Source organism: Pedobacter sp. N36a (genome assembly GCF_014472395.1).
GTDB lineage: Bacteria > Bacteroidota > Bacteroidia > Sphingobacteriales > Sphingobacteriaceae > Pedobacter.
Window position 1 is genome coordinate 112,199 of sequence record NZ_JACSZW010000005.1, and the last position, 25,717, is coordinate 137,915.

Annotated in this window: 16 protein-coding genes; 12 read left to right on the forward strand and 4 right to left on the reverse strand. The window is 40.6% G+C overall.

Features of this window, described 5'->3' with window-relative positions:
- Positions 1-443: 443 nt before the first annotated feature.
- Positions 444-1,016, forward strand: coding sequence for a hypothetical protein (locus H9X96_RS11560; protein WP_187666428.1), 573 nt, complete (start codon positions 444-446; stop codon positions 1,014-1,016).
- Between the two features lie 136 nt (positions 1,017-1,152).
- Here H9X96_RS11560 and H9X96_RS11565 read toward each other — a convergent pair whose 3' ends face one another.
- Entirely contained in the window at positions 1,153-1,377 is a 225-nt protein-coding gene (locus H9X96_RS11565; RefSeq protein WP_187666429.1) for a CDGSH iron-sulfur domain-containing protein, read from the reverse strand.
- 413 nt (positions 1,378-1,790) lie between these two features.
- Between H9X96_RS11565 and H9X96_RS11570 the strand changes: the two genes are divergently transcribed.
- The 4 genes from H9X96_RS11570 to H9X96_RS11585 all read left to right on the forward strand — a co-directional run bounded on the left by H9X96_RS11570 (position 1,791) and on the right by H9X96_RS11585 (position 14,980).
- Positions 1,791-1,976 carry a hypothetical protein gene (locus H9X96_RS11570; RefSeq protein WP_231635066.1) on the forward strand — a complete coding sequence of 62 codons (186 nt, stop codon included), beginning with the start codon at positions 1,791-1,793 and terminating at the stop codon, positions 1,974-1,976.
- Positions 1,977-2,372: 396 nt separating this feature from the next.
- Positions 2,373-9,017, forward strand: a complete 6,645-nt coding sequence (locus H9X96_RS11575) for a polyketide synthase (RefSeq protein WP_187666430.1) — start codon at positions 2,373-2,375, stop codon at positions 9,015-9,017.
- Between the two features lie 12 nt (positions 9,018-9,029).
- The gene (locus H9X96_RS11580) at positions 9,030-14,258 is read left to right on the forward strand and encodes a non-ribosomal peptide synthetase (RefSeq protein ID WP_187666431.1); all 5,229 of its coding nucleotides are present in this window, start codon (positions 9,030-9,032) and stop codon (positions 14,256-14,258) included.
- Entirely contained in the window at positions 14,255-14,980 is a 726-nt protein-coding gene (locus tag H9X96_RS11585) for a 4'-phosphopantetheinyl transferase superfamily protein (RefSeq protein ID WP_187666432.1), read from the forward strand. Before H9X96_RS11580 ends, H9X96_RS11585 begins: the two co-directional genes overlap by 4 nt.
- Before the next feature lie 10 nt (positions 14,981-14,990).
- Here H9X96_RS11585 and H9X96_RS11590 read toward each other — a convergent pair whose 3' ends face one another.
- Both H9X96_RS11590 and H9X96_RS11595 read right to left on the reverse strand, forming a co-directional pair.
- Entirely contained in the window at positions 14,991-16,157 is a 1,167-nt protein-coding gene (locus H9X96_RS11590) for a glycosyltransferase family 2 protein (protein ID WP_187666433.1), read from the reverse strand.
- A gap of 5 nt (positions 16,158-16,162) precedes the next feature.
- Positions 16,163-17,074 (reverse strand): glycosyltransferase family 2 protein, encoded by a 912-nt coding sequence (locus tag H9X96_RS11595; RefSeq protein WP_187666434.1) that lies wholly within the window; start codon positions 17,072-17,074, stop codon positions 16,163-16,165.
- Positions 17,075-17,214: 140 nt separating this feature from the next.
- Here H9X96_RS11595 and H9X96_RS11600 point away from each other — a divergent pair, with 140 nt between their 5' ends.
- From H9X96_RS11600 to H9X96_RS11630, 7 genes are all read left to right on the forward strand, one after another.
- Complete coding sequence (locus H9X96_RS11600) at positions 17,215-17,739, forward strand: hypothetical protein (RefSeq protein WP_187666435.1); 525 nt, start codon at positions 17,215-17,217, stop codon at positions 17,737-17,739.
- A 149-nt stretch (positions 17,740-17,888) separates the two neighbouring features.
- On the forward strand, positions 17,889-18,749 hold the full coding sequence (locus tag H9X96_RS11605; RefSeq protein ID WP_187666436.1) for a beta-1,6-N-acetylglucosaminyltransferase: 861 nt from the start codon (positions 17,889-17,891) through the stop codon (positions 18,747-18,749).
- Positions 18,733-19,104, forward strand: a complete 372-nt coding sequence (locus tag H9X96_RS11610; protein ID WP_187666437.1) for an FdtA/QdtA family cupin domain-containing protein — start codon at positions 18,733-18,735, stop codon at positions 19,102-19,104. Before H9X96_RS11605 ends, H9X96_RS11610 begins: the two co-directional genes overlap by 17 nt.
- On the forward strand, positions 19,082-20,182 hold the full coding sequence (locus H9X96_RS11615; protein WP_222943892.1) for a DegT/DnrJ/EryC1/StrS aminotransferase family protein: 1,101 nt from the start codon (positions 19,082-19,084) through the stop codon (positions 20,180-20,182). The genes H9X96_RS11610 and H9X96_RS11615 overlap by 23 nt, the downstream gene beginning before the upstream one ends.
- A gap of 11 nt (positions 20,183-20,193) precedes the next feature.
- Entirely contained in the window at positions 20,194-21,006 is an 813-nt protein-coding gene (locus H9X96_RS11620) for a methyltransferase, TIGR04325 family (protein ID WP_187666438.1), read from the forward strand.
- 195 nt (positions 21,007-21,201) lie between these two features.
- Complete coding sequence (locus tag H9X96_RS11625; protein ID WP_255431090.1) at positions 21,202-22,863, forward strand: ABC transporter ATP-binding protein; 1,662 nt, start codon at positions 21,202-21,204, stop codon at positions 22,861-22,863.
- 26 nt (positions 22,864-22,889) lie between these two features.
- The gene (locus tag H9X96_RS11630) at positions 22,890-23,915 is read left to right on the forward strand and encodes a hypothetical protein (protein WP_187666440.1); all 1,026 of its coding nucleotides are present in this window, start codon (positions 22,890-22,892) and stop codon (positions 23,913-23,915) included.
- A gap of 64 nt (positions 23,916-23,979) precedes the next feature.
- Here the strand turns inward: H9X96_RS11630 and H9X96_RS11635 are convergent, their stop codons facing one another.
- Positions 23,980-25,554, reverse strand: coding sequence for a hypothetical protein (locus H9X96_RS11635; RefSeq protein WP_187666441.1), 1,575 nt, complete (start codon positions 25,552-25,554; stop codon positions 23,980-23,982).
- Positions 25,555-25,717 lie beyond the last annotated feature (163 nt).

Below are 25,717 nucleotides of genomic sequence, written 5' to 3' on the forward strand. Positions count from 1 at the left end.
CTTAACACACTGCAAAACAGATGATTTAACAAACAAACAGAATTAAATTCTGCAAAACAACACCAAAACAACACTCAAAACTTATCTAATATTCAATTAAAGATTAGCTAAACAGAATTAATAGCACTGAAAACCAATAAGTTAAAACAACAAACAAAACATTATATGGGTGCTTATTTTAGCCAAATATTAGGGAGGTTTTGAGCTTTAGCAACAGAAATAGCAACTACCAGTGGTCATCACAAGGTACAAAATTAAGCGTATAAAAAAGCAAAACACCTCTCCTATTTTCAAGCTAAAAAAAGCGGTTTAGCAAAAAATCATCTCTTACTTTCAGACTTTATCTATCGCAGGATCTACCTGGATTCTAAGCCTCCTTACCAGCACAACATCTTCCAAAACAGAGTTCATAAATCTGAGGGTTAATACGTACTTTTGCTTTTATGAAAACGAACTTATATTTAATAGCGCTTACTATTCTTCTGGCATTTTCAGCTTGCAATAAAGTTTCGGAAAGCATCCATCGGGATGTCATTATTAAGCCCGACAGCATACTCATTAGCATCCCCCCTATGGTGGTGAACAGAGACTCTGCTGTTATCAAAGATCTTCCAACCACGGTAAATATCCAGGCTGCAATTGCCAACCTTGGAGGAGAAAACTTCAGCGTAAACGACATCGAAACCGCCAGGCTTTCCAATTTTAGCTTCACCTATGTACCCAAGGTTAAGGATAGCGTAAGTTTGAGAAACAATTTCAGCAATATCGGATCCGTAAGGGTGAGTTTAGTGAGCAATATCAAGACCGACAGTCTGGCCAAATTCATCAACACCTCTTCGATTGATCCTATTTCTACTAACTTCAATCTTGGTCAGGTCATGAACAATCAACTGTTAAAAGATTATCTGAACGATGGAAACCTGACCTATATGATGATTATTAAACCTAGGAAATCGATCACTGATACTATTAAGGCAAAAATCAGTGCAAGCTATACCTTAACGCTTAGCAAATAATAGATTTAGCCGCTTTTTCACACCCTAGTTACTAAACGAATCTGCTAGAATGTCCAATAGAACTGACTCCTACAAAGAAAGGGTGTCCAAAACTAATTGAACACCCTCTTTTACAATTCTTGTATCGCTTTCTGGCTTATACCTTTTTTGGAGGAAGTGCGAATGCCACCGCTTCATGTTCAAAATGACCGCGGTGAGCGCCATCACAGAAAGGTTTATTAGCTGATAATCCACAACGACAGATCGACAAGGCTGTTCTACCTTGCAAATTGTATTCATTTCCCTGCATATCTACAATTTCAAAGTCTCCTTCGATCTTTACAGACCCATTGTTATTTATGGTTAGTTTTGTTTTTGACATCTTTTATTTTTTTGACAAAAATAGAAATTGAAAGCTCAAACAAGGCCATAGAATGCAATTTAGATTCATTCACGTTAAGCACTAAAAGACGTTTAAACACCAGCTTTTTTTTAAGAACCATCATTTTACCGTCCAGAGAATTGATTATGAAATTAAAATTGTTTATATTTGCATGAAACGGGATATCATTACAACTATTCTCTTTCTACTTACCCACTAATCAATTCAATTGATTAGGTTTCAATTTCTCCAGGTTGCTGATCCGTTGCCTCCCGAGAATTAAATTACATTCTAGCCATTATTGATCCATAGGGGACTCAGTTAATCAGGCATTAAAGAATAGGTAAAACCAGAGGAGAAGGTTATTTTTTAACTAATACATTGAATTTATGGCTAAATCTCAGGCTACCTTCATGAAGAAGCAACTAGAAAAAAACAGGCAGAAGAAAAAAGAAGATAAAGAACATCGCAAACAAGAGCGTCAACAAAATTCTACTGGTGGTGATCTAGAAAGCATGATGGCTTATGTGAATGAATTCGGAGAGATTGTATCTACTCCACCGGAAAAGGCACCAGAAAAAGGACCAGAAAAGAAATAAAAAAATAAGAGAGCTGCTGTTTAGCGGCTTTTTTTGTACCCTATTGGGTACACTATGCCACAATAACCGGCATTAATCCACGTTAATACCCTTTCCCGTTTAAGAAGAGAGAATTTTTTTCTTTTTTTACAAAAAAAAATGCGCCCCTGTATTTCATTCCTTTTCCTAAAAGGAGGCCATATTAACGGCAAATCAGGCCTTGCTATTGACTAGCATACACGTAGTTACTTTCGCTGCTTACTCCTAAGGTGTTTATTTGCTTAAAAATAAACCGGCTATTTTAGTACTTTTGATCATGGCAGAATTTATAATTTCCATCGATCTTATTCATTTTAAAAAAATAAGCCTGTTTTTTGCTGAACAACTAAATATAAAAGAGATTAAACGTCAATCAATATGAATAGCCTCTCCCATTTTACGGATAGAAATACCATCCTGGACTTATTTTCTGAACAGGTCAAAAAAACGCCCCATCATCTTGCAGTCGTATTTGAAGATCATGCACTAAGTTATCAGGAACTGGATCAGCTTTCCAATCGCCTTGCCCATTATCTAACAGGCAAAGGCATTGTCAAAGAAAGTCTCATTCCGATCTGCCTAAATAGCCCATTAAATATGCTCATCAGTATTTTAGGCATTTTCAAAGCTGGAGCTGCTTATGTACCCGTGGATGCAGAATTCCCGGTGGCCCGTATGAAATATATGGTTCAGGACAGTCATGCGGCAATGGTGATTACGGATTTAATGTCCCCGCCTTTCCTATCTGCAGCCTCAGGATTACCAATTGTACTAGTGGATGAGGAATGGAGCATTACGGCTGAATTTTCAAAAGATGCTGTTGGAATCGCTGTTTCAGCAGATCAGATTGCCTACGTAATTTACACTTCAGGCTCTACAGGAGTTCCTAAAGGGGTATTAATTGAACATCATTCTTTAACTGATTATATATTAGGTTTAGCAGGTCATCTGCCCTTAACTGACTGTAAAAACTATGCGGTAGGTGCGACTATGGCAACCGACCTTGGAAATACCGTGATATTTAGTGCTTTAGCCATTGGCGGCACCTTGCACCTTTTTAGTAAAGAAAACTTTAACAACCCCGAATATATCCATCCCTATTTCAAGGATCAGGCAATTGACTGTTTGAAGATTGTACCTTCCCACTGGAAATCACTGGCCTTGGATGGTGTTGATTTAATGCCTAAACAGTTATTGATATTCGGCGGCGAGGCATTGAGTGCCAGCATGGTCAACGAAATCAACAGCCCATTGTCAGGCAGCTGCCGCATTGTAAACCATTATGGTCCTACAGAGACTACCATCGGAAAGCTGCTGCACCTAATAAATAAAAACACCGCGTATAAGCATACCATCCCTATAGGCAAGCCTTTCAGTGATGCAAAAGTATATGTACTCAATAATGAATTCCAGGAGGCCGCAACCGATGAACCCGGAGAAATCTATATTGGCGGATCTGGTTTGGCACGTGGCTATTTAAACCGACCGGAACTCACAGCAGAACGTTTTGTAAAGGATTTCATTTCTAATGAGCCTGGAGCACGTTTGTACCTGACCGGCGATCTTGGCAAAAAAAATGCGGATGGGGAGATTGAATACCTGGGTCGTATTGACGATCAGGTAAAAATCAGAGGCTATAGGATTGAGCTGGGAGAGATTGAAAGCATATTGCAAACCGCCCCAGGCATCAAACAAGGTGTAATTTTAGCGAAAGAAAACCAACTTGGCGATAAAAGACTGGTTGCTTATGTGGTGGTTCATGAAGACTACGACAAGAAAACCTTGATCAGCTATTTAGAAAGCAGATTACCTAATTATATGGTGCCACAGCTGATCGTACAGCTGGAGGCCCTTCCTTTTAGCCCAAATGGAAAGGTGGATAAAGCCGCTTTACCTGATCCAGATGTGACCAGCCTATTGACCAATCCATACGAAGCTCCGAGTTATGAGAGAGAAAATCAGCTTTCGGAGATTTGGAAGGAAATTCTTGGCCTGGGCAGAGTAGGTATTGAAGACAACTTTTTTGAGCTTGGAGGTAATTCTCTGCTCGCCCAAAAATCCATTGCGCTATTAAAAACCCGTCATGGTTTACATTTAGCGATCACCAGACTATATCAATTCCCAATTATAAAAGACCTTGCCGCCTTTCTCGATGGCAAAGAAAATCTAAACACTTTTAAGAAGAACAGTGTTGAAGCCAATGAGGATCGCGATATTGCTGTAATTGGCATGAGCGGGCGCTTTCCAGGTGCCGATAGTGTAAACGAACTTTGGGAACTCCTGAAAGCAGGAAAAGAAAGCACCACCTTTTTCACGGAAGAAGAACTCGATCCGAGTATACCTGCAGCAGTTAGGAACCATCCGGATTATGTAAAAGCAAGAGGAATTGTCAAAGAAGTACGGGGTTTTGATGCCGCTTTTTTTGGCATTACACCGAAGCTTGCTGAACTGATGGATCCTCAGCAGCGTATATTTTTAGAAATCGCCTGGCAGGTATTGGAAAAAACCGGCTATGCCAGTGGCAATTACGAAGGGCCAACCGGTGTTTTTGCCGGTGTCCGTGTAAATACCTATTATGCCAATAATGTATTGCCCAATCCAGATCTCATCGACAATGTAGGCAGGTTTCAAGTCGTGACCGTCAATGATAAAGATTACGTGGCCACGAGGACAGCTTACACCTTCAATCTAAAGGGCCCGGCAGTAAATGTTCAATCCGCCTGTTCTACTTCCCTACTCGCCGTTGCACAAGCGGTACAGAGTATTAGAAGCGGACAATGCGAAATGGCACTTGCCGGCGGTGCCACCATTAATGCACCAGTAAATGTGGGTCATCTTTATGAAGAAGGTGCGATGCTGAGCAATGATGGCCATTGCCGCCCATTCGATGCCGCAGCAGAAGGCACCGTTTTTAGCGATGGTGCAGGTGTAGTTTTGTTGAAAAACAAAGCCGCAGCTTTAAGAGATGGAGATCAGATTTATGCTATAATAAAAGGGGTAGGAATTAGTAACGATGGTGGAGGTAAAGGGAGTTTCACTGCACCAAGTGCGGAAGGACAAGCTAATGCCATTAGAATGGCCATTGATGATGCGGGTGTAGATCCTGCACAAATCAGCTATATCGAAAGTCATGGAACGGCTACGCCCCTAGGTGATCCGATAGAGATTGAAGGACTAAGCCTGGCTTTTGGAGCGCAGAAAAAGAAACAATACTGTGCGATTGGATCCGTAAAAAGCAATTTCGGCCACCTGACCTGTGCGGCAGGTGTTACTGGGTTGATTAAAGCCAGTCTGGCCCTTCATCACCAACAGATTCCAGCCAGTATCAATTATGAGCATGCAAATCCAAATATAGATTTTGAGAACAGCCCTTTTATCGTAAATACACAATTAACGGATTGGGAAGGCAAACATCGCCTTGCAGGCGTCAGCTCTTTTGGGGTTGGAGGCACCAATGTACACGTCATTCTGGAATCACATTCTAATCAGATTTCGGCAAGCTCGGCTTCTGGCCCTTCTCGCCCATTACAGCTGATCAGCTGGTCTGCTAAAAATGAACAGAGCTTAACTCAATACGGAGAAAAACTTGCCGCATACCTGGCCAATGGCCATGATTTACCACTTCCAGATATTGCTTATACCTTAAATCAACATAGAAAATCATTTCCATTCCGAAGATTTGTACTGGCTGCAGATCTGGAATCCCTAAAAATAGAATTAGGCAATAGCCCAGCGCCTGGACAAACCAAGAAAAATCCTGGAATCATCAGAGAAACGGTCTTTACTTTCCCCGGACAAGGTGCCCAATTCCCGGGCATGGGAAGAGCATTGTATGACCATGAGCCTGTGTTTCGCATGGCGATGGAAGAATGTAATGCGCTTTTGATGCCTAAATTACAGGAAAGCCTATTGGACATCATTTATCCTCCGGAAATCAATCCGACAGCAGAAGAGCGGTTGAAAAACACGAAGTATAGTCAGCCTGCCCTTTTTATGATCGGCTATGCTTTGGGTAAATTATGGATGAGCTGGGGTGTTTTGCCTTCCGCTTTCATAGGCCATAGTATTGGGGAATTTGCAGCGGCCCATTTTGCCGGCATCCTCAACTTACCCGACGCCTTGAACATCATCGCCACGCGAGGGCGGCTGATGAGTGAACTTCCTGGCGGAAGTATGCTTTCTGTACGTGAAAAAGCAGAGACGTTAAGACCTTTACTTACAGCGGAAATCGCTATTGCGGCCATCAATTCCCCAGACCTTTGTGTATTAGCTGGGCCGGATGATGCTATTGCGGCATTTAGTGCACTATTAAATGAAAAGGAAATTGCCAACAGATTACTGCATACCAGTCATGCTTTCCATTCTTATATGATGGATCCTGTGCTGGAGCCATTCACAAAAGAGCTGCTGCAATTGAAGTTCAATGCACCACTAATACCGATTTATTCGACGGTAAAAGGGAGAAAAATAACAGATCAGGAGGCTACAGACCCTACTTATTGGGCAAACCATCTTCGTTCAACTGTCCTATTTGGCGATGCTGCTGCAGAGCTGCTGGTAGAAAATCCTGGAAAAGCATTTATTGAAATGGGACCAGGGAATGCCACCGCCACATTTTTACGTCAGCAGCCAGAAGGAAAAAACAACCTGATCATTAGTTCCCTGGAAATCCCAAAAGACCAGGAATCAGCCTACCACAGCTTGTTAAAGGCATTTGGCCAGCTTTGGCTAAATGGATACCAACCCGATTGGAGGGCATTTTATAAAGAAGAAAAACGCATCAGACTAGTTGACCTGCCTACCTATGCGTTTAATAAAACAAAATACTGGGTAGAGTCACCAGTTTCAACAGCCTTTAATACTCCTTTTACTACCAAGCCAGTAGAAGAAAGCCAAATTTCATCAAACCAACAAACTACAGTAGTAATGAGAAAGCAATCCTTAATTAGTCAGATCAAAGACATTCTGGAGAACACTTCGGGAATAGATATGCAGGACGCTTCTGCGGAGATGAGTTTTATAGAAATGGGATTAGATTCCCTGTTGTTAACTCAGATTGCGATTGCCTTAAAGAAAAGTTTCCAGGTACCGATTACTTTTCGCCAGTTAAATGAAGAGTTTAGTAATCTGGAATTACTGGCTAATTATCTTGACCAGCAATTGCCGCCTGAAACTTCTGCCACTATTTCCTCAGCAGCTCCTGCAGCTGGGGCGGTGACTTCATGGGCTCCTACCTCCTCAAATGGGAACCATGTGGGCTATCATACGCAGAATTCCACTGCTACGATCGATTTGATCAGTCAGCAAATCCAATTATTGGCCAGACAGGTCGCTTTATTGCAAGGCAGTCCGAGTCCTATTGTACAAAACAGTGTATCGATGATGGTGACTCCTCCTGTACCACCTCAGGAAGCGACTACACTGTTGAATGGAAAAACTCCAGACCTAACACCAGAAGAGCTGGTAGAAATTAAAAAGCCTTTTGGTGCCAGCCCGAAAATTGAAAAACAGTCTGCAGCCTTAACTCCCGCACAGCAAGCCTACTTGAATGATCTGACCGCCTGTTATACGCAGAAAACGAAATCCAGTAAGTACTATACCCAGGAGAACAGGTCGCACATGGCCGATCCAAGGGTAGTTTCTGGATTTAAGCCGGCGACTAAAGAACTTGTTTATTCCATTGTTATCAATAAATCCAAAGGCAGTAAATTCTGGGATCTGGATGGAAACGAATACATCGATGCACTTAATGGATTCGGTTCAAATATGCTGGGTTATCAGCCTGAGGTCATTAAAAATGCACTGCTGGATCAGATTGAAAAAGGTTATGAAATTGGTCCTCAGCATGAGCTTGCCGGAGAAGTAAGTAAACTGATTTGTGAGTTTACTGATTTCGACCGTTCTGCACTTTGTAATACGGGTTCAGAAGCCGTTTTAGGGGCTATGCGAATTGCACGTACGGTAACTGGTCGTTCCTTAATTGTTGCTTTCACTGGATCTTACCATGGAATTGTGGATGAAGTGATTGTAAGAGGCAGCAAGAAATTAAAATCTTTCCCTGCGGCACCAGGTATTATGCCGGAAGCTGTACAAAATATGCTGATTTTGGATTACGGAACAGACGAGTCCTTAAAAATTATCAAGGAACGGGCGCATGAGCTTGCTGCTGTATTGGTAGAACCTGTGCAGAGCCGCAGACCAGAATTTCAGCCGATTGCCTTTTTGAAAGCATTGAGAACCCTGACTGAAGAGGCTGGGACGGCTTTAATTTTTGATGAGGTGATTTCCGGCTTTCGTTTCCACCCTCGAGGTACACAAGGACTCTTTGACATCAAAGCTGATCTGGGCACTTATGGCAAAGTAGCAGGAGCTGGGATTTCAATTGGGATCATCGCAGGAAAAAGAAAGTTTATGGATGCCTTGGATGGTGGTTTCTGGCAATATGGTGATGACTCTGTTCCTGAAATTGGGGTGACCTATTTTGCGGGTACTTTTGTTCGTCATCCATTGGCATTGGCTACTGCTAAGGCTTCCTTAAAGTATATGAAGGAACAAGGTCCTGGATTGCAATCTGGCTTAAATGATAAAACAAAATACATTGCGGATACTTTAAATGCCATCATCAAAAAACTGGATGTTCCGATGTTTATCGCGCAGTTTGGTTCTCTATGGCGGGTTAAGTTTTTAGAAGACTATGTGTATACGGAGTTGTTTTTTACGCTAATGCGTTTAAAAGGAATCCATATATTGGAAGGATTCTCCTGCTTCCTGACCACTGCTCATAGCCAGGATGACATTGACAAAATCATTAACAATTTTGAGGACAGTTTAATGGAGCTAAAAAACGCTGGTTTCATCCCGGTGTATAGCCATCCTGCAGAAACAGAAAAAATACCGGCAAAAATGGATATATTTAATAATCCGCCAGTACCAAATGCCAGATTGGGGAAAGATAAAGAAGGTAACCCAGCTTGGTTTGTTGAGGATGAAAAGAATCCAGGGAAATATCTTCAGGTAAATTAAACAAGAAATTTAATGTCTTTATATACTTTAATACCAGTTGATTTTGACCCCTTTGAAGAAAAGAAGGAGATCGAAAAGATAGTATTCACGAATGAGCCACAAAAAGAGATCTGGCTTTCCTGCATGATTGGGGAAGCAGCAGCAAATCTGGCTTATAATGAATCTGTTTCTTTAGATCTTGAGGGTACATTTCAGCTGGATCATTTTACTGCTGCATTACAAGAAGTGGTCGATAGACATGAGGCCTTACGTGCTACCGTGAGTCCGAATGGAGAAACACTGATCATTTATAAAACAATGCCTATTGCGCTCAGTGTGGTTGAGCTTACCCAAGAAAAAGACCAGAAGGCGGTATTGAATGGCTTTATTGAACAGGAAATGCAGCGCATTTTCGACTTACAGGAAGGCCCTTTACTACGATTGTTTTTAAATCAACTTAGCGACACCCATCATTTTTTTACTATTGTTAAACACCACATCATTAGTGATGGCTGGTCTACCGGTGTATTCCTGGAAGACTTGAGTAAAATTTACAATGCTAAGGTAGCGGGTAAAGTTCTGAACCTTAGCCCTGCCCCTCAAATCAGCGATTATGCTTCTGAAATGATGGCCTTTGAGCAAAGTTCAGAATATCAGGAAACCCTGAATTACTGGCTGGATCTGTATCGCGATAACGTTCCTGTATTGGATTTGCCTACGGATTTCCCCAGGCCAGCACTTAGAACCTATGCCGCATCGCGGTTTGACCTGCATCTTTCTAAGGAAATGGTAGCAGCACTGAAAAAGATGGGCGCATCATCAGGGGCCAGTTTGGTAAATACCCTGCTGAGTGCCTTTGAGGTATTCTTATACCTGCAAACCCATCAACAGCAACTGGTAGTCGGTCTTCCTGCTGCCGGACAAGCGGCAACAGAGAAATTCGGATTGGTTGGCCATTGTGTGAACCTCCTTCCTTTAAAAACAACGATAGATCCGAATGTATCATTCGGCAGTTATTTAAAGAACAGAAAAAAAGCTTTCTTTGATGCTTATGACCATCAGAAGTTCACTTTTGGGCAACTGGTAAAAGCGCTGAACATAAAAAGAGATCCTTCCAGGGTTCCATTGGTTCCGGTAGTTTTCAATATCGACATGGGCATGGACAATTCTGTGTCCTTTGAGCAGTTGAGTTATGAGCTGATTTCTAATCCAAGAGCTTATGAGACTTTTGAGCTATTTTTGAATGCCACCAGCTCTAAACACGGACTTACATTAGAGTGGACCTATAATACCCAGCTTTTTACTGCTGCCACAATGGAGCAGATGGCTCGAGATTTTGAAAAGCTGCTGAAAACCTTTATCGCAGATCCTACCAAAACCATACAAGCGCATAGCCTGTCCAATTCGGAACAATGGCTGGATCAATTGAAACAATGGAACCAGACCGATGTTGATTTCGACAGTCATGCAAATTTGCTTCAATTGGTGGAAGCGGCTGCTTTAAAGTTCGCGGATCAAAAAGCCATTATTTTTAGAAAAGACCAATTGACCTATCGGGAGATGATGGATTCTGTCCATCAGTTTGCTTCCTATTTACAGGATAAAGGAATTAAAACCGGTGACATTGTTGCGATTGCTAGCGACCGTTCTATAGAAATGGTGGTTGGCTTATTGGCGATCCTTCAGGTTGGCGGCGTTTATCTGCCCTTAGACCCGGATTTCCCGCATGATCGTATTGTCTATATGCTGGAGGACTCCAAAGCTAAAATTCTATTGGTCTCCAAAGCTCATCAAGGCAAATATGAGTCTAAAGCAGAAGAATTAGTGATAGAAGACCTTTGGCCTTCCTTAGCGCATTGCCCGATGAAAGGTTCGGCAGTTCCGCTTTCTGGTACTGACCTGGCCTATATCTTATATACGTCTGGATCCACAGGAAAACCTAAGGGGGTAAAAATCATGCATTCCAACCTCGTTAATTTCCTGCTCAGTATGCAATCCGTTCCGGGGATGAGTCCTTCTGATCGCTTGCTGGCCATCACTACAATTTCTTTTGACATTGCTGGTCTGGAATTGTACCTGCCGCTGATTACCGGAGCTGAATTGGTGTTATGTGACACAGAAAGTGCCAGAGATGGGCGTTTATTGCTGGACCTGATTCAGGAACACCGCATTACCATCATGCAGGCCACCCCTTCTACCTGGAGAATGATGATAGAATCAGGCTGGACAAGTCCGATTCATTTAAAAGTATTGTGTGGTGGAGAAGGACTTCCTAAAGACCTGGCTACCGCGTTGCTATTACGCTGTTCGTCCTTGTGGAATATGTATGGACCTACAGAAACGACGATATGGTCAACTGTAAAAGAGATTAAAAAAGAAGATGAGCTGATCAGTATTGGCAGGCCCATTCAAAACACCAGTGTCTACCTGGCAAATGAAACCGGACAATTGGTTCCTCCGGGAAATATCGGGGAAATTTTAATTGGTGGTGCAGGATTGGCCGCTGGCTACCTGAATCAGCCAGAGCTAACCGCCGAAAAATTCATTAAAGATACCTTTAGCGGAAAGGCGGACGGCAGACTTTACAAAACAGGCGATCTTGGGAAGTTTACAGCAGATGGAGAAATCATCTGTCTGGGCAGGTCTGATCAACAGGTAAAAATCCGAGGTCACCGGATAGAACTTGGAGAAATTGAAAATTGTCTGAATGAGCTGGAAGGTGTAAAACAGGCGGTGGTATTGGCGAGAGCCGATCAAATTGCTGAACCAAGACTGGTTGCTTACGTGGTTCCAGAAGATCTGAAAGCTAACCATACAACGCCTTCATGGAAAGACCGATGGGATACCATTTACGATATGGCTGCACAATCATCAGCAGGAAAAGCGGAATCGGAACAAAAGATTGATGGTATTTTACTGGAACAATGGAAAAATAGTGATAGCCTCGTAGAACAGGCAGCAGAGTGGCTGGAAGTTTCGGCGGAAAGAATTAAGGCGCTAAAAGCAAGAGACATTTTAGAAATTGGCAGTGGCGGTGGCCAGCTGATGTTTGAATTGGCTCCTTTTGCAACTTCTTATCTAGCCACAGATTATGCGGAAACAGCGATCGGGAAACTACAGCAAAAACTGGATGCACATCCTGAAAAATGGCCGCATGTGACTACAAGGGCTAATGCCGCGGACGATTTTACTGGGATGAATGGCTCCTCCTTCGACCTGATCCTGATCCACAGTGTGGCCCAATATTTCCCGGATGCCAATTACTTTCTCAAAGTGATCGGCTCTGCAGTAGAGCGCTTAAAAAAAGGCGGTTGTTTGTTTATTGGAGATATGCAAGGCAAAAACAGCCTCAGCATGTATCATGCGATGGATTATCTGGCCAACGCCAAAGACAGCACTTCGCTTCCTGATTTTCAAGAGGTGGTGAGCAACCGGGTAAGAATCGAGGATGAGTTTGTAGCAGACCCTGCATTTTTCTATTTATTGCCGAAAATGCTGCCGGAAATTTCTGGTGTAGACGTACAATTAAGAAGGGGATTATCTTTAAATGAGACCACTAAATATCATTATGACGTGTGGATTTATGTGAATTCCAATCATAAATCTATCACTCCTTCCCTAATATTGAATTGGGAAGAAATTAAGGATATAACTGCTGTGGCTGCCTTATTGGAAAAAGAAAGCACTGATGTAATGGCCATAAACGGGGTATTTAATGCCCGGACGGCTAAGGATTATGTACTACTGGAGTGGATGAAATCAGCCCCGGCAACAGCCTTAGTGGGCGAAATTAAGCAGCAGCTGGCAGAAGTACAACAAGGTGTTTATCCTGATGAATTTTGGGAATTAGGTTCCAGATTGGGTTATAATACCCACATCCGCTGGAGTTCGGATGGCACAGATGGCTGTTATGATGTCGTATTTATTAAAGAGGGAAATTCCTTACTGATACCTGAAAATCCGATGGCAGCACAATTTTCGACTGCTCAGCCCTCAGATTTCGCGAAGACTCCGATTTCCACAAATGAGCTTTTTCTTTCTAAAAAAACGATCGCAGAATGGAAGGAAATTTTGGGTTCTGATCTTCCGGATTATATGATTCCGAATGATTTCATTGCTTTAAAGTCTTTCCCGCTCACGCCTAATCATAAGATTGACAAAAAAGCACTTCCTAAGCCTCAGCCAAAGTCAGAAAACCAATGGCAATCGAGGGAATTGCCTCAAAATAAGAATGAACAGCTGATTTTCGATATCTGGTCGGCGGTGCTAGGTCTGGAATATATGGATACTACTTCCGACTTTTTCGAGCTTGGCGGTCACTCTTTACTCGCGGTAAAAGTAATGGCTGCAATTGAAAAGGAAACTGGAAAAAGATTGCCATTAGCCACTCTTTTTGAAAATGCAAACATCCAAAAGCTGGCCAAAAAGCTGCATCCAGATGAGCATGAAGTACAATGGGATGCCTTGGTACCCATTAAAACTTCCGGCACCAAAAATCCATTGTTTATGGTTCATGGAGGTGGATTAAATGTACTGGTATTCCAATCTATGAGTAAATACCTGGATGAAGACCAGCCACTTTATGGCTTGCAGGCATTGGGATTAAATCGGAAAACCCCACTTTTTAATAGTATTGAAGAGATTGCAGCAGTGTACGTGTCGGAAATTATAAAAGTACATCCAAAAGGGCCGTATTACTTATCTGGTTATTCTTTGGGCGGCTTTATCGTTTATGAAATGGCTAAGCAGCTGACAAAAATGGGTAAAGAAGTGGCCTTTTTAGGGATCCTCGATACTTATGCCGGAGATGTAGGAAGCTCCGTTCCTAAATCTGTTAAATTATTGAACAAGATTAAGAGACAATTTTTTAAAATTCCTTTTATCATAGGTTCCTTTTTCCGTCATCCAGGAGAAACGATGCGTTATCAGTTACAAATAATTAAGCGGCGGATGAGTGATACAAACGTACCATTAGGTGAAGATTATACGTTGCACTTCAGTCCATATGAAAAAGAGATTTACAGCAATTATGATCAGGCGCATAACCACTATACGATGGTGAAGGAAAATGTAAAAATCAGTTTGTTTACCGTAAAGAAAAGGTTGTATTACCTGGATGACAACCATTCTCTTGGCTGGGCAAAATATGCCAATAAGGGCATAGAACGTCATGATGTTCCAGGTGATCATGAGACGTTTTTATATCCCCCAAACAATGAAGCATTTGCGAGGATTTTACAGGATGCATTAAATAAAATATGATGGAACCAAGTAGTGATGTCTTGATAAACGGGCCGATTGAATGGCTTCCTTATGATGGACAAGTGCTATCTATCAAAGATGGTATACATATTTTCAAAATCAGGGCAAGCGAGTATTTTAAAAAAATAGACCCAAAAGAGCTCCTGACTCCTGAAGAACTGGCTAAAGGAGCCAGATTTCTTCATCAGCAGAGCAGGGAAAATTATACTGTCCGTAAGTACTTTTTAAGGAAGCTGCTGGGTCATTTCATGGGTATTCCTGCGGCTTCGATTGTTTTTCATTTGAAAGAGAATAAAAAGCCTGGAGTTGATGGTTTATTTTTCAATGTGAGTCATTCCAAAGATTTAATTACTATCGCGCTGAGTGAGACTTCTATCGGTGTGGACATCGAGTATGTAGATCCCTATTTCCAATATAAAGAAGTAACCAATCTTTGTTTCAGTGCAGAAGAGCAAGTCATGGTGGAAAGTTCTGCATTACCTATCCTGACCTTTTACCTGCTCTGGACCCGAAAAGAGGCCCTTGTAAAGGCCACTGGTGAAGGCATTGTAGAACAACTCCAGGAGGTTCCTACCCAAAGTAGTCCCGTTTTTAGAAATGGGATTAATTACATGGTAGAAAGTTTTTTTGCAGCAGAAACCCATTTACTCAGCACTGCCATTCCGATGGATCAGCAGCAGATTAAGTTCTGGGATTTAGTGAATGGCCTTAACTATTTTTAATTTATCTGCTTTATTTTCTTTTAGATTTCTCCCAGGCAGCGCTTTGGTTCTTTTTAAAATACCGGATGATGCCTGCGATCACCGCATAATTCATCACACAGAAATAATAAGGGATGAATAAGGCTTTGATCCTGATGTTTCTATTTTCAAAATAAAGTCCGACGAGACTTAAAAGGTAAAAAAGCACCTGCAGGCCAAATAATACCTGATAAAACAATTCATTAGTTTGTACTGCAATAATTCCATTTAAAACAAAAGCCAAGATGAGCAGAAATGGAGTGATGGTCCACCGCAATACCCTGTGGCTCAAATATTGAAAAGTAAAGATTGGGTTATGAAAAGGGTTTGCAGATTTCTTCAATCTTAAGATGGACTGCATACCCCCAGCAGCAATTCTTATTTTACGCTTTAATTCTTCTTTTACATCCGCTGAAGCAGTTTCCAAGGCGTATGCGTTGGGCTCGTAGGCAATGATGTATCCCTTTTCGGCAATGCGCATGGCGATCATGTGGTCGTCAATAATGGTATCTGATTCTACAGGTTGGTACAATGCGGTACGAATACTAAACAGCTCCCCTGCGGCGCCTACTCCAGAATACAAAGCATAATCCCATTTTTTCAATAGCGACTCATATTTCCAGTAAAAACCTTCCCCTGCAGAGCTGGCATCTGCCGTTTCCGGCACGAGGATTCTTTTTTCCCCGGCTACCGCTCCTACTTTTGGATTCTGGTAGTGTTTTACCAGTTCCAGGATCGCGTCTTTATTCAGAAAAGTATTGGCATCCGTAAACACAGCGATTTCTCCTTTGATAAACGGAATGGCCCTTTTAATTGCCGCCATTTTCCCTTCCCTGGCATCGATGTGCAGTAAGGTGACCTCCGGAAACTGGCGCACCTGATCCGGAGTACTATCTGAAGAGCCGTCAGTGGTAAAAATGAACTGTATTTTATCCTTAGGATAGTTTAGTGCAAGGGTATTTTTGATTTTCTCCCCAATCAGCTCCTCTTCATTATAAGCGGCTACCAACAAGCTGACTGTAGGTAATTCCACGTTAGATTTAAAAGAAAAGGGTTTTACAAAGAGGTTTTTAAGCTTCAGCAGGAAGTAAAGCACAAAGCCATAGCCTACAAAGGTATATACGATCAGAAAAATGCTGATCCAGAAAAGTATGATCATCAATATTATATTTTAAAGCCTAATTTATTACTTGTTTTGGAATGGCTGAAGTTCCACAATATGCCTTTAAACACCCATTTTACAAGGTCTGTTCTTCCTTTTTTCAGGTAAGTCAGGATTTGTTTGGGGCAGGCAATGCCGATATAAAAACAACTAAAAAGCAGCGTATTGAACCAGCTGGTATTCCTACGGATGAAAAGCATTCTGTTCCGGGTCATAAAATAGGTTTTAATGCTGCTTTCTTTGCCCACACTCATCGACTCTTTATGGTAGATTTTAGTCTGGCCGGTAAACCAGATTTTCTTACCTGCCCGCTTAAACTGCTCACACCAATCTAATTCTTCATAATATAAGAAATAGTTCTCTGCCATCAGTCCTATATTGGTCAGGTCTGCCCTCCTGCACATCATCGCCGCACCATGGCAAAAAGCAGTTTCCCGACTATCCTGCTCATATTGGCCTCGGTTGATTTCCATATTACCGATCCCTTTATTCCTCGCAGTGAGGTAATTCATCTCCGTAAATCCCGCATACTGGATGGTTTCCGGTTGGTCATAATAAAGGATGAGTGGAGAAATTATTCCAATTTCCTGATTTTGATCCATGGCTTCAGTTAACACGGTGATCAGGTTTTCACTGATTTCGGTATCGTTATTCAATAACAGTAAAAAGTCGCCTGTAGCTATGTTAATGCCTATATTATTCCCTCCGGCGAAGCCAAGATTCTGTTCAGAACGCAGGTATTTAAGGTTGGGATAAGCGGCTAAAAAAGCGGCTCCATGGTCTTCCTTGCTTCCATTGTCTACTAAAATTAGTTCGATAGGCAGACCAATGGTATTATTCTTGACTGATTGTAAGAACGCTAGAGTTACCTCGGGTTGATTAAAATTAACAGAAATTATAGAGGTCAGTTTCATCTGCTGTAAAAGTAGGATTTAGATTGGTCATTTTTTAACGAAATAATTTGCAAAAGAGCTATAAATGTGCCAGCTTTAATGAATCTCCCCAAGCTAATGAATGTTATAAATTATATAGACAATGCCGATATAAGCAGGGAATGAAAAATAGGATCACCATACGTTTTATAAGCAGGGCAATGATATGCCTGGTGATGGTATTACTTACTTTTATCATTTCCAAAGCTGTTCCTTCAACATTTAAAGAAACACAGCAAAGTACTGTATCACTACACCCGATTACGCAGCCCATCGATCAGGTATTGGATCCTAACTACCAGCTGGCTCCGGGATTATACATTCTTCTTCCTCATACCATGGTTTATGATTGTTTAAATCATGATGTACCTAAGCGTATTTTTAAATACAAACTACCCACTCAGACTTTAAAAGTTCTTTATAAAAAGAATCGTGTTGCCGTTTTATACAATAAACCCATCAATCTAACCAGAAAACAGGTTGATTTACCCTACGGAAATAAAACATTTGATTTAGTCCTTAGAAAAAAAATATGGCAATTACTCAGACAAAATGAGGCCCTTATTCTCCCTTTCTTAATTTCCAGAATGCAGCGCGGTGATTTTAGTCATTCTGATGACCCTTTAGCTAAACCAATACTATCTTAGCGCAATACTTACTCCTATATCATTGAGTTTATGCGCTATTTCTGATTTATTGTCAGATTTAGAATTGTAATATTTTAGGCACAAGTCAGTATCCTATAAAAATTTAAAATATTGGCATCATATTTTCACTGAAAATTATTTACTTAAACATGCGTATCGCTCATCTGATCCTCACCTATACCAATCCTCAGCAGACTGAAAGAATGATCAGGAATATGTATCATCCTGATTTTGACTTCTACATCCATGTAGATAAAAAATTCGACATCAATCCTCATTTATTTTTAAAATCATTACCTAACGTTTTTTTTATAAATAATCGTGTAGATGTAAAATGGGCTGGATTCAGCACTGTTATTGCAACTTTTGAATGTATCAAAGAAATTGTGGGTACAGGAACCCGATATGAATTTATTAATTTTTTAAGTGGTCAGGATTACCCGCTTAAATCGCCGGCATATATTCATGATTTTTTCAAGAAGAATATTGGCAAGGAGTTTTTGAGTTACCGAGATATCAAGAATGATTGGAAAGAGGGTTTAATTCGTATGGAAAATTACTTCCTGTCCAGTTATAATTTCCTGGGCAAACATAGGTTAGAGCAGCTGATCAATAAAATAATGCCACGCAGAAAGTTACCGCATAAATTACATCCTTATGGAAAATCAATGTTTTGGATGTTAAGTCCAGAAATAGCGATGTATGTGGTAAATAAAGTAGAACAAGACAAAAAACTGAGACAATTTTTTTCATTTTGCTGGGCAAGTGATGAATTTGTTTTTCAAACCATTATTCTCAATTCAAAACATAAAGATAAAGTTGTCAATAATAATTACAGATACATTGATTGGTCTGCCGGAGGAGCTAATCCAAAAATATTGGATGAAACAGATTTTGAGCATTTAAAAATCACAAAAATGCTTTTTGCAAGAAAATTTGATATGATCAACAAACCTGAGATTCTAAATTTAATTGATAACAACCTATTAACAGATGGCACACATAGTTAACATTCAAACATTCAAAGATTCCAGAGGAGTACTTACGGTTTTAGATCAAGTAGTTCCATTTGAAATTAAACGGCTTTTTTACATTTATTCTGTTGACAATACCGACAGAGGAGGCCACAGACATCACGCGACCCACCAGGCAGCTATTTGCATCAAAGGTTCTTGTAAAATCACAAATAATAACGGTACAAAAACTGAAATTTTCGATCTTGATAGTCCTGAAAAGTGCTTATTTTTATTACCAGAAGATTGGCATGTAATGCATGACTTTTCTTCGGATGCCATTTTATTGGTATTGGCTTCCACAGCATTTGATCCTAAAGACTATATTTATGAGCCGTATGATACCGTATGAGAATTTAAAAACTTTAAATAAACCATTTGAAGGAAAACTGCGCGAGAAATTCGACCTATTTTTAGATAAAGGCTGGTATATATTAGGTGATGAAGTGTCCCTGTTTGAAGAAGAATTTGCCAGATACCACCAGGAAAAACATGTTGCTGGGGTAGCAAATGGATTGGATGCATTGATCCTCTCCTTAAAATGCTGCAAATTTAATCCTGGAGATGAGGTCATTGTGCCCTCCAACACCTATATAGCAACTATTTTATCTATCTTACATTGTGGCTTAACGCCAATATTGGTAGAGCCAGATCCAAGGACGTATAATATTGATCCTGCTTTAATTGGTCCCGCGATTACCTCAAAAACGGCGGCCATCATGGTAGTCCATCTTTATGGACAGTGCTGTGAGATGGATCCAATTATGGAAATTGCTGCTCAGCATGGGCTTAAAATTATTGAAGACTGTGCCCAGGCCCATGGTGCGAAATACAAGAACAAACTGGCAGGTACATTTGGGGATTTTGGAGCATTTAGTTTTTATCCCACCAAGAATTTAGGTACTTTAGGCGATGCTGGTGCAGTAATTTGTAAATCGGCAGCAGATCATCAGCAGCTCAAACAACTTCGGAATTATGGTTCTGAAAAAAAATATCATAACAGCGTTGTAGGCTATAATTCCAGATTAGACGAGTTGCAAGCTTCCTTCTTAAGGGTTAAACTTCCCTATCTTGATCAGATCAACAATCATAAACGTGCTTTGGCAGAGGTCTATTTCAATGATTTAAAGGATGATTTTATTAAACCGAGAATTGATCCTGATTTTCACCATGTCTACCATATTTTCAATATTTTACATCCGGAAAGAGATCGGTTAAAACAGTATTTACTAGATCATGGCATTGCAACAGAGATACATTACCCTGTAGCACCACAAGATCAGGCTGCATTAAAAGGTCATCTGGCAAAATTAGACTATCCCATTTCCAGTAACATACACCAAACCACACTGAGTTTACCCTGTTCCTTTGCGCATACCAAAGAAGACATTCATCAGGTGGTAAAGATGATAAATAAATTCAACTCTTAAGGGTATCAACCATGTTTTACCTCGTCAAAGAATTAATCCCTCCTATTGCCCATAGCCTGAAATGGTATAGCTTTAAACACGGCTGGAAGGGTAATTATAAAAGCTATGAAGAGGCAAAAAATAAATGCCAGGGCTATGATGAGGCGGATATTTTAAACAAAATTAAAGAGAGTACTTTAAAGGTAAAGAATGGTGAAATCCCTTATGAGCGGGATGGCATTGCTTATGATAAGGTTCAGATGAACTATTCATTGCTCAGCAGTTTATTATACATTGCCTCTAAAAATGATAATAAACTTACGTTAATTGACTTTGGTGGTTCATTAGGCACCACATTTTATCAAAACTATCCTTTTTTAAAGCATTTGAAAAAGTTGAAATGGTGTATCATAGAACAGCCGAAATTTGTGGAAGCGGGAAAGAAAGAATTTGAAAATGATCACATCACGTTCTATAGTACCATAAAAGAATGTTTAGCAGAAAACACGGTCCAGCTGTTCTTAATCTGCAATGTCCTTCAATACCTTGAAGATCCTTATCAATTGCTGGAAGAAGTGAGGAGCACCGGCATTCCTCACGTGCTGCTGGATTTTATCGCTTATAATGACAAACCAGCTGATCGAGTGACGATTCAGCATGTTCCACCTGTATTTTATGGTATTGAAGCCTCTTATCCATGCCATTTTCCAGATCGAAATCGCGTGGAATCCTTGCTTGAGAAAAACTATGAAAAAAAGTATGAATTCATTTCTGCAGCAGAAAAATATTACCTTCAGTTGAAACCTTTCCGATACGAAGGGTCCTTTTGGGAGATCAAAAAATAAAGAAGCTAATCACTATTATACTTTGCCAGTCCTCATCCAATGATGAAATCATTTTTAACTAAACTCCATAACTTAAGCACGAACCTGAATCTTTTAAGGATATTAAAATTGATTTGGTCGGCATCAAAAACATGGACAGCGGTATCTATTGCTTTCATTGTTATAGAAAGTGCCTTGTTTTTTTCTTCCTTATATATGTTGAAGAAATTAATTGACACGGTTTCTAAATATGGAATCAGCAATGTCCAGAATGAATCGGAAGTCATTAAATACCTGTCGCTTGCTGCATTATCTGCAATTTCTTATGCTGCAATTAAAGCAATTTCAGTCTATATTACCGAAAAACAATCGGGGGAAGTGGCCGAATATATCGATAGTAAAATTCATGAAAGTGCAATCGGCCTGGACCTTTCCTTTTATGAGAGTCCCGAGTATTTTGACATTTTAAAACGGGCCAGAGATATGGGAAGCGACCGCCCCAACATGATCGTTTTCAGCATTGTTGACATTGCGAAAAATGCCATGAGCCTGGTTGTTATCGCTTCTATGTTAGTGGCCATCGACTGGAGGTTATTCCCCATTTTGGCCCTTTTTATCATTCCTACATTATGGGTGAGGATTAATTTTGCAGATAGTCAGAATGCGCTCCGAATTGCCCAGACTGCTTTGGAACGAAAATCTGGTTATATGAGCACTTTATTAACTGCAGATACCCATGCTAAAGAAATCAGAAGTTTTGGACTAGGAGATTACCTTAGAAAAATACATACCAGCATTCGCTTAGACCTCTTATCGGGAAGACTAAAAATCAGTAAAAGGCGAACTTATAAAGAATTAATTACCTCTACCATTGCCGCAATTGGTTTTTTTTCCTGTATCGCTTATATCGCTATAGGCAGTATTCATGGCCGCACCAGTGTGGGTGATATTACCTTATTTCTTGTGGCCTTTCCTCAGGCTTTTAACGTCCTGCAGGGCCTGTCTACGAGCATATCGACACTCTACCAGAATAACATTTTTGTAAAAAGTATTTTTGAATTGTTCGACTTGAAGAGCAGCTTACCTGAAGTACCAAACCCATTACCCATACCCGAAGACTCGTTAATCAACCTGGAAATCAAGAACATGAGTTTTACTTATCCTCATGCGAAACGCCCTACCCTAAGTGACATCAATATCAAAATGCCCGCAGGTAAAATTGTGGCTGTGGTAGGTATGAATGGTGCTGGAAAATCGACTTTAATTAAGCTGATGTGCAGGTTGTATGACCCGAGCTCTGGTGAGATCACTTTAAATGGAATCGACATCCGTAATTTTCAAAGCAGAGAATTTAGAAAGCAAATTTGTGCCGTATTTCAAGACTTTGGAAAATATAATGTTTCTGCCGCGGATAATATCCGATTTGGCGATATTGACGGTCAACGCCGGGAAGAGGAAATTGAGGAGGCCGCAAAGAATTCTGGAGCGGACTTGTTTATTGATACTTTCCCTGACCGTTATCAAACCATTATGGGTAGAATTTTTGAGGATGGACATGAGGTGAGCATTGGTCAATGGCAGAAATTAGCCATTGCAAGAGCATTTTATAGTAAGGCTCGCTTTATCATTCTGGATGAGGCCACCAGCGCGCTGGACGCAAACGCAGAAAAAACATTGTTCGACTCCTTTCGGGAAAGAATTGGAAACCGCTCTGCTATTGTCATCAGCCACAGACAATCTGCAGTGAAACACGCTGATTATATCTATATGCTTTCCAATGGAAAAATAGTAGAATCTGGAACTAATGAAGAATTGATGGCATTGCAAGGTCATTATTTTAAACTGTTTAATAAAAATTCAGCGCAAAATCAGGTGTAAATAACAGATTAAACTCATCAGCGATTATGGATCAAGCTATTTTAAAAGGGATCAACTATCTTTACGATCATCAATATCCCCACGGGGAATTTTGCTGTTACATCTCTGATGAGGATGAAATGAAGCAATGTATCCCTCACAGCAATGTTTTTCCTACATCCCTGATTATGTACTCACTCCTCCAGTTGAAGCAAGATCCTAAAGTGAAAGAGATGCTGGATATGGGCGCTGCATTTTTACAGTATCAAAAAATGCGGGGCGGAGTATGGAACAATTTCACCATCCTAAACCCACTGTTTCCCATTTGTCCGCCAGATGTAGACAGCACGGCATGCGCTTCAAAGGTACTGCAAGCTTTAGGGAAAGTTGATCCTCAGAATGAGGCAATTATTCTGGCTAACAGGCATGCTTCAGGACTATTTTACACTTGGTTTACCCTTCGCCCAAGTCTGGTGCCCATTAAGGACTTTTGGATGCTCAATTTAAGGGCTTTTAAACATCCGATCTCAACTTTCCTATTTTGGAGAAACACTGAGGCTGGAAGATATGATATTGACGCTGCCGTAAACGCAAACGCATTATTTTATTTTGGTTATCGCCCGGAAACTGCTCCGATTATCAATTATATGCTGGATATCATCGATCAGGAAAAAGAAGGAGACTGCGATCTTTGGTACCGCAATCCTTTCACTATTTATTACTTTTTCTCTAGAACCTACAAAGCCGGCATAGATCAAATGAAACCTGCGGTAGATAAAATCGTTCAGCGCATCTTAAAAACCTCAAAATCAAATGGATCTTTCGGCGAAAGTATATTAGATACCGCATTAAGCATCACCGCGCTACTTCAATGCGGAATAAATACATCCGAGATGGAAGCCGCTGTACAATATTTAATTCAGCAGCAAAAACCATCTGGCTGCTGGCCAAGATGGGCAGTTTATTATGGTGGCCCTAAAAAAAGGCTGTGCTATGGGTCTGAAGAGATGACCACAGGATTTTGCCTGGAGGCGCTGGCTACTTACCAACATCAATTACAGCAAAAAGCCTAATAATTTAACTATCCTCTGTTCAGAGCTAATTAAATTATTAGGCTTTAATGTGATCAAAAAAGAACTATTGAGGTTTAGCTTCCACAAAAGTTGGCGTTTCCGAAACTGCTATCTCTAAAACACCGCCAGGAACGGTCACTTCTTTTACAGACATGGCATCCTTCCCAGGTTGAAGTGTATAAATGAGTGCTTTTTTAGCAGCACCCAAATCCAATGTATACTTCTCTTTACGATCAGACTCGTCTGGAACAACCAAAACATACATTCTCTTCTTTCCGTATTGGTACACGTCCACTATTGGGTCTTTATTGATCGTATTCAGGTAATAGTAATCACCCATCAATTTAGTCACCTGATGAATGTAATCCGCAGCAGGTCTGCGTTTATTTTTATCCACTAAGCCAGAAAAACCAAAAGGACCACCGTCGTCATTTCCAGGTTCATTGTTATCATAAAGCTGATAAAAGAAAACCTTTTCCAAGCCTACCCTCGCGTATAATAAGGCCAATCTCAAAATCCAGTCGGCCTGAGTAATTTCTTTAGACTTACTGCCTACTGCAACCGCACGCTGCGCACTTCTTGAACTTAAGTCGTAACCAGTTTCTGTAGACCATACCGGTATATCACCCAGCTCTGCTGCTGTATAATTGGTAAAGGAATTGGCGATCTCTGTCATGTCGTTGGTTTCTGGTGCAACACCTCTGCCCTTGCTTCTGAACTTGGCAAACCATCCGGTATAATCATTGGAGTACATATGGTAGTTGACTATATCGAAGCATAAATCTACCTGACCATCTTTTTTAAGTCCTCTATGTTTCCTGCACCATTCTACCATTCCTTTCACAAATTCCACATTTGGTTTTGCAATGCCTCCCATCACGACCATCATCGTAGGGTCAGCTGCTTTTACACCAATACCTGGACCAAGCGTTCCTTTGTGACCATCATAAAATGCAGATAATTGTGCTGCAAATTCTTCAGGACTCTGCTGCGCATCTTTTCCTCTCCACCACTTATCAGGTTCATTACTGCTTTCCATATATTTCACATAGCCAAGACCAACCACTGGGGCAGCTCCTTCTTTCGGAACGAGAATGAGTTTGTGATCAACATTTTTATTGCGTCCATATCTTGCGGCAAGCTGAAAACCTGCTCTGGCAATGTCGATATAAGATTTAGGGGAATCTCTTTTTGCACCGTATGGAACTGGACTTAGGTCTCTTTGTCTTTGATGCTCAGGATAAGTGCTGATCAGCCAGCTTGGGGTCACCTGCAAATCAACCAGTACAGTTATACTGTCACGATAACAGTTCTCATAAATCTCATCGTAACTCCAGCCACCTTCTGGTTTATGGTTAAATCTATAAACGCCTTTCTGCGGCTCTATACGTTCCCAATCCAGGAAATGCCTAAAACCACTGAAGTTGCGAATCAGGTTATATTTCGCGGAATCAAAATTATTGTGACTCTCATAAAAGTCCCATTCGAAACCATTTATGCCAAACATATCCTTGATCTTAACCTGCTTATTTCTGAGCGGTTTTATTTCTCCAGGCGATTTTATATCTTGCGTACAACCTGCCAGGGAGCTTAGGAAGATTAATAATACGCTACTGATTAATAGGTAAGTTTTTCTCATACAAATTTGTTTACTCTAATATACTACAAGTAGCTAAAATTATGCCTACATAGTTAAATAAGTTAAATCCTAAGCTGTAGGTAAATTATTTATTCTAAAAAATATCAGGAACAACATCATAAAAAGTATTGATTAAGAAAACAAATAGTTGTAGAATTTATAA